The sequence below is a fragment of the Clostridium sp. D43t1_170807_H7 genome, assembly GCF_015555905.1.
Classification (GTDB): Bacteria; Bacillota; Clostridia; order Clostridiales; family Clostridiaceae; genus Clostridium.
The window spans coordinates 64,477-76,865 of record NZ_JADNLK010000012.1 but is presented as its reverse complement, the minus strand read 5'-3'; the positions used below and the strand labels follow the sequence as shown (position 1 = coordinate 76,865).

At 27.0% G+C, this 12,389-nt stretch carries 10 protein-coding genes; 4 read left to right on the top strand and 6 right to left on the bottom strand.

Annotated features, from left to right (window positions below; all coding sequences use genetic code 11):
* Positions 1-37: 37 nt before the first annotated feature.
* Positions 38-313, bottom strand: coding sequence for a hypothetical protein (locus I2E98_RS09505; RefSeq protein ID WP_195468680.1), 276 nt, complete (start codon positions 311-313; stop codon positions 38-40).
* 210 nt (positions 314-523) lie between these two features.
* Between I2E98_RS09505 and I2E98_RS09500 the strand changes: the two genes are divergently transcribed.
* Complete coding sequence (locus tag I2E98_RS09500) at positions 524-1,261, top strand: FAD-binding oxidoreductase (RefSeq protein WP_195468679.1); 738 nt, start codon at positions 524-526, stop codon at positions 1,259-1,261.
* Positions 1,262-1,343: 82 nt separating this feature from the next.
* Here the strand turns inward: I2E98_RS09500 and I2E98_RS09495 are convergent, their stop codons facing one another.
* Positions 1,344-1,754 carry a hypothetical protein gene (locus tag I2E98_RS09495; protein WP_195468678.1) on the bottom strand — a complete coding sequence of 137 codons (411 nt, stop codon included), beginning with the start codon at positions 1,752-1,754 and terminating at the stop codon, positions 1,344-1,346.
* Positions 1,755-2,001: 247 nt separating this feature from the next.
* Between I2E98_RS09495 and I2E98_RS09490 the strand changes: the two genes are divergently transcribed.
* Positions 2,002-3,282, top strand: coding sequence for a dicarboxylate/amino acid:cation symporter (locus I2E98_RS09490; RefSeq protein ID WP_195468677.1), 1,281 nt, complete (start codon positions 2,002-2,004; stop codon positions 3,280-3,282).
* Positions 3,283-3,345: 63 nt separating this feature from the next.
* Here the strand turns inward: I2E98_RS09490 and I2E98_RS09485 are convergent, their stop codons facing one another.
* The gene (locus tag I2E98_RS09485) at positions 3,346-3,498 is read right to left on the bottom strand and encodes a hypothetical protein (protein WP_195468676.1); all 153 of its coding nucleotides are present in this window, start codon (positions 3,496-3,498) and stop codon (positions 3,346-3,348) included.
* A gap of 300 nt (positions 3,499-3,798) precedes the next feature.
* Between I2E98_RS09485 and I2E98_RS09480 the strand changes: the two genes are divergently transcribed.
* Together I2E98_RS09480 and I2E98_RS09475 are read left to right on the top strand one after the other, a co-directional pair.
* Positions 3,799-4,713, top strand: a complete 915-nt coding sequence (locus tag I2E98_RS09480; RefSeq protein WP_195468675.1) for an ATP-binding cassette domain-containing protein — start codon at positions 3,799-3,801, stop codon at positions 4,711-4,713.
* Positions 4,713-5,987 (top strand): ABC transporter permease, encoded by a 1,275-nt coding sequence (locus I2E98_RS09475; protein ID WP_195468674.1) that lies wholly within the window; start codon positions 4,713-4,715, stop codon positions 5,985-5,987. Before I2E98_RS09480 ends, I2E98_RS09475 begins: the two co-directional genes overlap by 1 nt.
* A gap of 109 nt (positions 5,988-6,096) precedes the next feature.
* On the opposite strand, the gene I2E98_RS09470 is transcribed toward I2E98_RS09475, so the two are convergent.
* From I2E98_RS09470 to I2E98_RS09460, 3 genes are all read right to left on the bottom strand, one after another.
* Positions 6,097-8,979 (bottom strand): hypothetical protein, encoded by a 2,883-nt coding sequence (locus tag I2E98_RS09470; RefSeq protein WP_195468673.1) that lies wholly within the window; start codon positions 8,977-8,979, stop codon positions 6,097-6,099.
* Entirely contained in the window at positions 8,976-11,060 is a 2,085-nt protein-coding gene (locus I2E98_RS09465; RefSeq protein ID WP_195468672.1) for an MMPL family transporter, read from the bottom strand. The genes I2E98_RS09470 and I2E98_RS09465 overlap by 4 nt, the downstream gene beginning before the upstream one ends.
* Before the next feature lie 377 nt (positions 11,061-11,437).
* On the bottom strand, positions 11,438-12,217 hold the full coding sequence (locus tag I2E98_RS09460) for an endonuclease/exonuclease/phosphatase family protein (RefSeq protein WP_195468671.1): 780 nt from the start codon (positions 12,215-12,217) through the stop codon (positions 11,438-11,440).
* Positions 12,218-12,389: the final 172 nt, after the last annotated feature.

Genomic DNA, 12,389 nt, shown 5'->3' with positions numbered 1-12,389 from the left:
ATAAAAAGAGGTAATTTTCTCCTCTTTTTATTTATATCTATTCATTGTCTAAGGGTAATGCGCTAATATCAGCTTTTTTAATATCATCAGTTTTTTTAATTTCCATATCACTTACTATATCTGACAAGTCTACATAAGAATTATTTTCAATAATACTAAATTCGTCTTCTATAACCTCCTCATTTGAGAAATCATCATTAATCTTTAAATAATCTAAATCTCTATTCATTCCAAGTACATTATCATTCATTCTATTTCTTGATAAATTTTCATTATTTTTTAATTCTAATTTATCTAATATATCTTTTTCCATAATATCACCTCACAAAAAACTACACTAAATATTATTCCTATTTACTTAACTTTTAATTATTTATTTTTATCTATAAAATATAACAGATTAAACTATATCTTCATGTCATAATTAATAGATTTCCATAGTAAAATACACTATATATATTGACTTTATTTACTTTTCATTAGATAATAATTATTATTACCTAATAATTATAGGAGGTATTTTATGAATAATAAAAATTGGGATGGTTTTAAAGAGTTAGTATTAGTTGATAAAACTGAAGTTTGTCCTGATATTATTTCATTTTACTTTAAATCAAAAGATGGAAGCAAACTTGTAAAGCATAAAGCTGGTCAATTCTTACCTTTTAAAATAAAAACTAATGATCCTAAATATAAAGATGTTATAAGAACTTATAGTCTTTCTATGTTCCCTAATGAAGATACTTATAGAATAAGTGTAAAAAAAATTGATGGTGGCTTAATTAGTACTTATCTACATGAAAACCTTAATATAGGTGATTCTATTGAAGCAATGGTTCCAACAGGATTATTCACTATAAAGAATAAAAATAATGATATAGTTTTAATCTCAGGGGGAATTGGTATAACTCCATTATTATCTATGCTATATGAAGAATCTTCTATTAGAAATAATATTCACTTTATACAAGCAGTACAGAATTCTAAGATACATCCATTCAAAAAGGATATAGAGAATATAGCTAAATTAAGAAACATTGAAAATACTGTATTTTACTCTAATCCATTAGATGAAGATATAGAAGGTGTCGACTATGATTATACTGGATATGTAAATAAAGATTTTCTTGAAAATAACATAAACTTAAATTCAGATTTTTATCTTTGTGGACCACCAGTATTTATGAAAGCTGTGGAAAGTATTTTAGTTGAATTAGGTGTAGATAATTCTAAAATAAACTATGAACTTTTTAGCAATTAATATATTATAATTTTTTAGTAATTTAAATCTAATATTATTATAAAAATAAAAACTAAAACCTAATTCTGTTAGGTTTTAGTTTTTATTGATAATGTAATTTTATTTCACCAATATTCTTTTCATAGCACATTTTACAAAGTACTATTAACTCTTCATCATTATTAATCCCCTTAGTATAGACTTCTAAATTAGTAATATTTCCACACTCTTCACATTTATACTTTGCTCTTTCCAAAGCTTTATGACGTTTCAAATTCCATTCTTCTTTATCCTTTATATTATTATCCTCTTTATAGTTATTTTTATTGTTCATAAATATGAAAATATTATTTTCTTCATTAAAAATACTCTTTATTTTATATTGAATATTTTTTCTTATAGAAATTTTCTTAATACACTTTTCATTCTTTTTCTTTTTATATTCCATATTTATTTTTATTACTATAATCTTTATTAGATATATTCCTAATACTAAATATATTAAATTAAACATAAATATCACCCTTTTTATCATTAACTATTTATTTAAATTTATACATTTTACTTTTTATAATTTTATCAACAAAATGAAAGTTTTATTTTAAATCATTCATATATTTTTACATATTTTTTCATTTTTATATTATTTATTCGTTTTTCTACGAAATACCTTGTTGTGTTTTTTTTCTTTCTATGGTAAAATCTATAAAAATGCAAGTTTTATTTTTTTTCATGCATTTTAAACAATAAGGGGGGCTAATATGAAAAAAAAATTAGGATTAACAACAAAAATTTTTATTGGTTTATTACTTGGTGCAATTTGTGGTATTATTCTTTACGGTTTTGTACCTGCTGGAGTAATAAGAGATGATATTTTAATTAATGGTGTGTTTAAAATTCTTGGAAAAGGATTTTTGAGAGCTATGCAAATGCTTGTAGTACCATTAGTATTTTGTTCATTAGTTTGCGGAAGTATGGCTATAGGCGATACTAAAAAATTGGGACGTGTTGGTGTAAAAACTATAGTGTTTTACCTTATTACTACTGCAATTGCAATTACTTTAGCTATAGGAGTAGGTAAATTGATTAATCCTGGAGTTGGCTTAGATATGAGTAATATTGAAGTTGCAGAAACTACAGTTAGTGAAGCAAGTGCTGTATCTGATGTTATCCTGGATATAATTCCTACAAATCCGATCTCTGCATTATCAAATGGAAATATGTTGCAAATCATATTTTTCTCAATATTAGTAGGTATTATTCTTGCTATGCTTAATGAAAAAGCTAAAACAGTAGCAAACTTTTTTAGTGAGTTCAATGAAATCATGATGAAAATGACTATGATAGTTATGAAAGCTGCTCCAATTGGAGTATTTTGTCTTATCGCAACTACATTTTCTAATATTGGTTGGAGTGCATTTACTCCTATGTTAAAATATATTTTTGCTGTTTTATTAGCATTAGTTATGCAATGCTTAATAACATATATGGCAATGTTAAAAATATTTACGAAACTAAACCCTATAACATTTTTAAAGAAATTCTTCCCAGTAATGAGTTTTGCATTTTCAACTTCATCTTCAAATGCAACAATACCACTAAGTATAGAAACTCTAGATAATGAAATGGGTGTTTCTGAAAAAATATCTTCTTTTACAGTTCCACTAGGAGCTACTATAAATATGGATGGTACTGCAATAATGCAAGGTGTAGCTGTTGTTTTCATTTCTCAAGCCTTTGGAATAGAACTTGGATTAAATGCTTATCTTACAGTTATTCTAACAGCAACACTTGCTTCAATAGGAACTGCTGGTGTACCTGGTGTTGGCCTTATAACATTATCAATGGTTCTTAACTCAGTAGGTTTACCAGTTGAAGGTATAGGAATAATAATGGGAATAGATAGAATCCTTGATATGACAAGAACTGCAGTTAATGTTACTGGAGATGCAATTTGTACTACAATTGTGGCTAAACAAGAATGCGAATTTAATGAAACAACATTCTATTCTGATGAAAGCCAACTTGATGCTGCACTTTAAATTTAAATATTAAATAATACTTTAAATTTACCCACTAAATAGTATTTAGTGGGTTTTTTACTATTAATTTAAATTAGGGAAATTAAATATATCTGTAATTCCTCTCTTTGATTTTGGTTCATCTCCATGCCTTAATTTTCTTTCTTCTTCTTCACAAGGAATTACACCATCAATTAACCCATTATTATAATCTTTTTTATCTTTTTTATCTATCATCCTCTTCATCCTTTCATCTTTCTAAACCTGATATAAATTATTATCCTCACCAATAGTAAACTATTCTCCACTAAATATTATTTCCAAAGTTGCTTTTTAATAATCTGAAATTCTTTATTAATTAATTTATGTAAATACTATTTTACTTTATTTTGAAATTTACTAAAATTTTCTTAATAAAGTATTGAATTTCTATCTTTATTACTTTATAATAAGTTATAAGTTACTTCTTAATATTTTTAAAATTAACTTTTATGAAGTTAATTGAATCTATTTATTTTTCAAAGGGGGACTCTATTTATGAGACTAGAGATAAAAAATCTAAGGAAAAGTTTCTCTGGAAATGAAGTTCTGCATGGAATTTCATTTTCAGTAGAAAGCGGAAAAGCATTAGGATTACTTGGCCGAAATGGTGCAGGTAAAACGACAACTATCAGAATACTAATGGATGTTTTTAAAGGTGATTCTGGTGAAATATTACTGGATGGTAAACCTTTTATACCTCGCAATCATCAAATAGGCTACTTACCTGAAGAAAGAGGGCTATATCCAAAGAAAAAGGTAACAGAACAAATAGTCTATCTTGCAACTTTAAGAGGAATTAGTAAAAAAGAAGCTAAGGAAAATACAAAGAAATGGTTAACTAGATTAGGAATTGCTGAATATGAAAATAGAAAGCTAGATACCTTGTCTAAAGGAAATCAACAAAAAGTTCAATTGGCTCAAACCTTAGTTTGCAATCCTAATATAATTATATTAGACGAGCCATTTAGTGGACTTGATCCTGTTAATGCTCAAATACTTAAAAATGTGGTTAGTGAATTAATTGCTGATAATAAAATTGTTATTTTCTCTAGTCATCAAATGAGCTATGTGGAAGAGTTTTGTGAAGATATAGCAATAATAAATAAAGGAAATATTGCTTTAAGTGGCAATTTGAAAGATATAAAAAAAGAATATGGAAGAAATAGACTTATCTTAAGCGCTAATAATTATTCATTAAATGAATTAAAAAAGATTTGCGAAAACAATTTTTCTGATTTAGTTAGTATTTATGACATAAAGAAAGACTTTTTAATATTAGAGCTTTGTGAAAACTGTACCAAAAATTCTTTTTTAAAAAATATCATTGATTATGATATTGACATAGAAAAATTCTCAGTATATGAACCTTCACTAACAGATATTTTTGTATTAAAGGCAGGTGATAAATAATGAAACAATTTTTTAATGTATTAAGCTTTGAATTAAGTAATTATTTTAAGAATAAATGTTATCTAATTACTACTATACTTATTTCAATATTATTAATCGTAGGATTATCTTTACCCTCAATATTTAATATGTCTAAACTTATTCCCCAATTATCATCAAGTAATAACTCTGAAATTACAGAAAGCACTGATGATATAGAAGAAAGCAAAGATAAAACTAACTATATTATCATGGACACTAATAATATTATTAGTGATAAGAGTATTCTTGAAACTTCATTTCCAAACTCAAATTGGACTATAGTAAATAGTAAAGATGAAGCTGAAAATCTTATAAAATCTGGTGATGCTGAAGCTGGATTTATTATTGAAAGTTTAAATAAATACTCTTACTTAGTTGATAATTTGGGTTTCACTGATACTAATCAAATGATTTTTGAAAACATATTATCTACATTAAATCAAATTGAGTATGCACAAAATAATAATTTAAATATTGATGAATTACAATCAGTTATTCACACACCATTTCAATCTGATATAACTATATTAGGAAAAGATAGTGCAAGTAATTTCTTTTATGTTTATATATTTGTTTTTGCAATGTATATGATGATATTACTATATGGTCAACTAATTGCTGTTTCAGTTACCTCTGAAAAAAGTAATAGAGCTATTGAAGTTCTGGTAACAAGTGCTAGCAGTAATAGTCTTATATTTGGTAAAGTAATAGGTGCTGCATTAGCAAGCTTCTTACAGGTTGCTATAATATTAGGATCTGGTATGATAAGCTATACTTTAAATAGCAGGGCTTGGAATGGTCTCTTAGATGGAGTGTTTAAAATACCTAGTAATATCCTATTAACATTTATTATCTTCGGTAGTATTGGTTACTTATTCTACTCATTTATATTCGGAGCTCTTGGTGCCTTAGTTTCAAAAACAGAAGATATTAGCTCTAGTATAGCACCTATAACTATGATTTTTATTATTGTATTCCTTATAAGTATGTTTGGGCTAACAAATAGTGATAGCCTTTTAATAAAAATCGCTTCATTTATACCTTTTAGCTCTTCTATGACTATGCTTATAAGAGTTGCACTGGGTACTGTATCTAATATAGAAATAATTATTTCATTTATTATCTTATTATTATCTACTATTTTAATAGCTCTTGGCGCTGCTAAAATTTATAGATTAGGTACTTTAATGTACGGAAATCCTATTAAATTAAAGAATGCATTAAAATGGTTTAAAAAAGAAAAAATATCATAATATTGATTAGTAAATTTAATCATATATCATTAATTACTTTTCGTGAAATAAATAATGGGAGAGTAAATAGATTTGTTTATTACCTAAATCTATCTACTCTCTCCATCTATTATTTAAATATATCTTTAATCTTTTCTAATAATGATTTATCACTTTCATCTGAATTTTTACTTGTATTACTTTTCTCAGTAATAACTTCCTCTTTAGTTTTATTATTCTTAGAACTTTTTACTGCATCACTTCTCATTATAAATTTAACTGATCCAGTCATATCACTTGATAATCCTGAATATACTCCATATTCTTTTGTCATCTGAACTAGCTCATCTTTAACTTCACTAAAGCCATCAATACTATCTAAAGCTTGACTTCCTTCATCATTAAGTTTATCTAATCCTTCATTTTTAAGCTTTGCAACACCATCATATAATTGAGATGTTCCACTTTCTAACTCAATAGTTCCTTCAAGAATTTTTTTAGAATTACTCTTTAATGTACTAGTGCCTTCTGCCAATGTAGCTCCACCCTTAGCTAAAGTACTTACTCCATCACTTAATGTTTTCCCTCCATTTGCTAGTTCTTTTGTACCATTATATAATGTTCCCAATGCTGAGTTTATATTCTTTGAGTTTGTATTTAACTTATTTGCTCCACTTGATAATTTACTGCTTCCTGATGCTAAAGCAGTTACACCATCAGCTAATGTCTTTCCTCCACTTGATAATTGAGTTGTTCCATCATATATTGAGCCTATTCCAGAATTTATCAACTTTGAATTAGTGCTTAATTCATTTGCTCCATTTACTAATGTGCTACTTCCTGCACTTAAAGATGTTGTACCCTCTAATAAAGTACCTGTACCAGCAGCTAATTCCTGGCTACCATTAGATAAGTCTCCCATAGCTGAATTTATTAATTTAGAATTATCATTTAATGAATTAGCTCCATTTAGCAATGTGCTGCTTCCTTCCTTTAATGTTCCAACACCATTTTGTAAACTTTCAGTTCCCTCTACTAAAGAACTACTTCCTGTATATGCTGAACTTATGCCTTCTCCAATAGCTTGAGAAGACGCTTTTAATTCTTCACCACCAGGTTCCAATGTAGCTAAACCAGCTTTAATTTGTGCTGATCCAGTAGCTAAACTTGATAATCCATTTTGTAGGTCATTAGCTCCATTTTCAACTGATTGAATTCCAGAACTTAAAGATGATAATCCATCATTTTGTCCACTTGCAATTTCCCTAATACTTTCACTATAGGCTCTAAGAGTAGCTGCCTGATTAGCATCTGTTGCTTCAATTTCATTAGCCATTTCATCTATGGAGTTGGCAATTTGAATTAAACTTCCTGTAGTGCTTTGAATATTTTCAATTCCTCCATTTACTTGTTGCAACCCTGAATTTAATTGTGTTGCACTATTTAATGCTGAATTTATGCCATTATCTATTGATATATAATTATTTCTAATATCACTAACTCCATCTATAAAGCTATTAACTCCAGATGTAAATTGTTCTTGGGATTGCTTTAAAGTTCCAAGTCCTCCATTCAACTCTGTTGCACCTGCATTTAATTTGTTTGATCCATCTTCTAAAGATACAACTCCATTATTTAAATTATTTACTCCTGAGGCTAAATTTGATACTCCTTCATTAAATTCTGTATATTTTCCTTGTAATTCACTTACACCTGAATTTAATGCAACTGCCCCATCATTTAATGTTGGTACACTATTATTTAATGTATTAATACCATCATTTAAACTAGTTGTACCTGCTGCTAATGACGATATTCCTTCATCAAATTGTGAATATTTTTCTTTTAACTCTCCTGCACCACTATTTAAAGAATCAACTCCATTAATTAATGTTGGTATATTTCCACTTAAAGTACTAATTCTATTATTTAAACTTTCTACACCTGCTGATAATGATGATACTCCTTCATCAAATTGTGAATATTTTCCCTTCAACTCTCCTACACCACTATTTAAAGAATTAACTCCATTTAATAATGTTGGAACACTACTATTCAGTGTATTTAGCCCATTTCTAAGTCCAATAGCTCCACTATTTAAAGTCCCTACTCCAGTATTAAATATAGAGTAATTACTTGCTAATTCAATTTGTCCATCTAGTAATTCTTTAGATCCCTTTAATAAATCTTCTCCACCAGTTTGTAAATCATTTAAGGCAGTTCTTAAATCATCAATCTTATCTAATCCCTCTATTTCACCTATATCTTCACTAGATGTAGTTGCAAGAACCATTATTGCAGGAATTTCAAAATTATCAGTTTCACCTGTAATCTCAAAAGAATCTGATAAATCAATACTAGAGTTTCCTAAGATGTCATTTAATAAATCTCCTAAATCTAATGATTCCTTAAGACCTGGTATTGTTACAAAAGTTACTAACGAATTATTACCGTCATTTATTATTTTTCCTGAATTAACTTCTACATTAGTAAAATTATCATTACCTAATGTAAATTCTGCCGCAGTTAATAATGGTAAATACAAAGTCCTTTCTTTACCATTGATTAATACTGTTTTACTTTCATTATTTTTAATATTAACTGAAATCTTAAATTTACCTTTTTCCCCCAACACATCATTTGGGTTAACCTCTTTTCCATTAAATTCATATTTAATAGATATAGTTACTGGTAATTCCTTATCACTCTTTCCTTGATAATAGAGTTCATTGGAATTAATATTCCAATTTAATTCATCTCCATTTTTAATTGGTTCCTCATTACCTTTTACATTTTTTACATCAGTTAGTGATGACTTATCGGAGAATTCTCCTAAATTTTCACTTCCTTTAATCCAATCACTAACAATTTGTTCTGTAGGATTTCCATTTTCATCTAATATAACATAAACAGTTTCATCCTTTTGTATATCTTGAGCAAAAACAACTGAATTTGATGTAACTGTTATTAGTGTAACTAAACATGCTAATCTTTTTGATAACCCTTTTCTCATATTTTTTCTCCTCCCTCTACACACTCAACAAAAGTTTTGCTTGTTTTTACTATTAATTTTTCACAAAGCAATAATACTCCTGGCAATACAAATAGGATTACAAACATACTTATAATTGCACCTCTAGACAGCAAGCTACATAAAGAGCTTATCATTTCCATATCTGATATAATTCCAACACCTGCAGTTGCTCCAAAGAAAGTTAATGCACTAGTTACAACTGATCTTGATGAACTTTGTAATGCTATCATCATTGCTTTTTTCTTATCAGAATTTAAAGCTAATTCCTCTTTAAACCTGGATGTTAATAAAATTGCATAATCTACAGTTGCCCCTAATTGAATAGTTCCTATTACTATTGATGATATAAAAGGAATGCTTGTACCTGTATAAAATGGAATTCCTAAGTTAATAAAAATAGCTAATTCAATAGATATAACTAATAATATAGGAATTATTGCTGATTTAAATACAAATAGTATTATTATAAATATAACTAAAATTGATGTTATATTAACTCTATTAAAGTCACTATCTGCTATTGTAATTAAATCTTCTGTTAATGGTGCTTCACCACCAACTAATCCATCTTTATCATACTTTTTAACAATATTATTTATTTCCTTTAATTGAACTCCTACATCATCAGATGCAGCTTTATACTCTGAATTAAGCATTATCTCTTCATACCCACCACTTTTGATTTTTTCTAATAAATCCTGCGGTATGAAGTTTTGCGGAATTCTTACTCCTAATATATCTTCTAATCCAACTACTGAAGTTACTCCATCAATCTTTTTTAATTCATTAATCATTTGATTAACTTTATAACCTTCTAAATCATCTCTTACCAAAATTATATTAGTTGACATCATATTATACTCTGATTTTAATTTATTATTAGCTACAATAGAAGGTAGGTCCTTTGGAAGCGATTCATCCAAGTTATAATAAACTTTTGTATTATTATTTCCTATAACAGCTGGTATTAACACAATAGCTCCAATAATAACAAATAATTTATGATGTTTTATTATAAATGCTGAACTTCTTTCAAACTTAGGTAATAATGTTTTATGTTTAAATTTATGAATAAGTTTATCAAATGTTAATATCATTGCTGGTAATACTGTTATAGTACATATAACACCAAATATAACTCCTTTAGCCATTACAAATCCAATATCTTTTCCAAATCCTAACTCCATAATACATAATGATAAAAATCCAGCAATAGTAGTTAATGAACTGCCCGCAATAGATGAAATAGTTTTTTCTATTGCAACCGCCATAGCATCAGTGTTATTAGATTGCTTGGCCCTTTCTTCATCATATCTATTAAGTAAAAAAATTGAGTAATCCATTGTTACAGCAAGTTGTAATACAGCCGATAATGCCTTTGTTATATAAGAAATTTCTCCTAATATAATATTGGTTCCCATATTGTAAACTACTGCCATCCCTATGCTTAGCATAAATATAATAGGAACTATAAAAGATTCCATAGTCAAACTTAAAATTATTATCGATACTATCACAGCTATTAAAATATAAATGGGAGTTTCCTTGTCTGCTAAATCCTTTGTATCTTTTATTACTCCTCCAATCCCACTTAAAAATCCCTGCTTTCCAGTAATACTTCTTATTTCTTCTATTGCTTTTTCAGTGCTTTCACTGGCATCTGTATCTTTTAATTTAACAATCATTAATGTTGAATCATCTGAAAAAAGCATATCTCTTACTGAAGCCGGTAATATCTCCTTTGGAACGGAAATATCAAGGGCATCGTCTATCCATATAACTTCTGATACACCATCAACATCAGACACTTTCTCTTTTAACTTTGATACATCCTTATTATCCATTCCCTCAACAATTAACATTGCTAAAGATCCACAATCAAATTCATCTTTTAATATTTTTTGAGCTTCCCTTGTCTCCAAATCATTTGGTAAATAACTTAAAATATCATAGTTAACTTTTGTTGTAAAATAGCCAATTGCAGATGGTATTAATAAAACAATTGCTACTATTAAAATAAAAATCCTATTTTTAGCTATTGCTCGTGATATTTTCTCCATAGTATGCTCCCCCTATCATTCTCTTGAATTAAACTTTATACTTTTTGGACTATTTTTTCAATTTTAGTTTTCAACCCTTTTATTTCCATTTTTCATTTTTAAGTTAACTTTTATATCCTATTCACAATATTTCTTTATTTTTCTTTATTTTCCATTTATTTTGATATAGATATATTAATTTACCTTGACTCTACTGTTTTTCAATTTTTATTGTTAATTAAAAATTAATATCTTATTAAAATTTTAGTTCAAAAAAGTTAAATAATTAAACTTTAATATTTTTAATAATAAATATTAATTAATTGTAAATTTAAAGAGTGCTAAAATCTTAGCCCTCTTTACTCTATTAACAAAATATATAATTTTCTCAATATCATTTATTTTTTTATTCTAATATCTGCAATTAATGGATAATGATCTGATGGATATTTCCCATTAATATTATCTTTAACAATATCAACATCAATAATTTCTAAATCTTCACTAACAAAAATATAATCAATATGAAGTCCTTTTTCCTTCCCTTTAAAGCTACTCATAGTTGATTTGCTATATAATTCTTTTTTCACTTCTTGTACAGCTACAAATCTATCTGTACTATATTCACCAGCAGCAAATTTTTTAATAATTTTACTATTAGGTGTTGCATTAAAATCTCCCATTATAATTATAGGTAGTTTTTCTTCTTTACGATTTTTTTCAATAAATTGTCCTAACTTCTTTAATCCAAAATCTCTAGCTTGAGGTAAAAAGCAATCTAAATGTGTATTATATACTCTTACCTTTTCACCACTTTTTAATTCTACTACAGCAGTTGTACATATTCTTGGATATAATGAATACCAAAGTTGACTTCCTACCTTATCAGGACTTTTAGATAGCCAGAATGTTTTATGCTTTAATATCTTATGATTTTCTCTAATAAATAAATTATTTCTCTCTGAAAAAAATCCTTTACTTCGTGCACTACCTATTATATTATAATTATCAACATTTAAAGTTATATCTTCATACATCTTATTGGTTACTTCTTGAACTCCTATAATATCACATTTATATTTATCTATTATATCATACACTATATGCTTTCTATTATCCCATCTATTTTTAAAATCTAAAATAAAATCACTTCTTAAATTAAAAGACATTACTCTCATAACTATTCTCCTTGACTTAGTTTTATACTAAATTTATTATACTCCTTTTTATTCCAATTAAAACCATTAAACCATTAACTTTTATTAACAGGTTGTTAAATTATTTACATATTGTATAATAATAACTATAGTTAACTAGATTTCACTAGTTCTTACTTTACATATTATATTA

Bases quoted from the DNA above. Each gene is read 5' to 3' on its own strand.
- I2E98_RS09505 (WP_195468680.1), bottom strand. From the start codon at position 313: ATGGAAAAAGATATATTAGATAAATTAGAATTAAAAAATAATGAAAAT.
- I2E98_RS09500 (WP_195468679.1), top strand. From the start codon at position 524: ATGAATAATAAAAATTGGGATGGTTTTAAAGAGTTAGTATTAGTTGAT.
- I2E98_RS09495 (WP_195468678.1), bottom strand. From the start codon at position 1,754: ATGTTTAATTTAATATATTTAGTATTAGGAATATATCTAATAAAGATT.
- I2E98_RS09490 (WP_195468677.1), top strand. From the start codon at position 2,002: ATGAAAAAAAAATTAGGATTAACAACAAAAATTTTTATTGGTTTATTA.
- I2E98_RS09485 (WP_195468676.1), bottom strand. From the start codon at position 3,498: ATGATAGATAAAAAAGATAAAAAAGATTATAATAATGGGTTAATTGAT.
- I2E98_RS09480 (WP_195468675.1), top strand. From the start codon at position 3,799: ATGAGACTAGAGATAAAAAATCTAAGGAAAAGTTTCTCTGGAAATGAA.
- I2E98_RS09475 (WP_195468674.1), top strand. From the start codon at position 4,713: ATGAAACAATTTTTTAATGTATTAAGCTTTGAATTAAGTAATTATTTT.
- I2E98_RS09470 (WP_195468673.1), bottom strand. From the start codon at position 8,979: ATGAGAAAAGGGTTATCAAAAAGATTAGCATGTTTAGTTACACTAATA.
- I2E98_RS09465 (WP_195468672.1), bottom strand. From the start codon at position 11,060: ATGGAGAAAATATCACGAGCAATAGCTAAAAATAGGATTTTTATTTTA.
- I2E98_RS09460 (WP_195468671.1), bottom strand. From the start codon at position 12,217: ATGAGAGTAATGTCTTTTAATTTAAGAAGTGATTTTATTTTAGATTTT.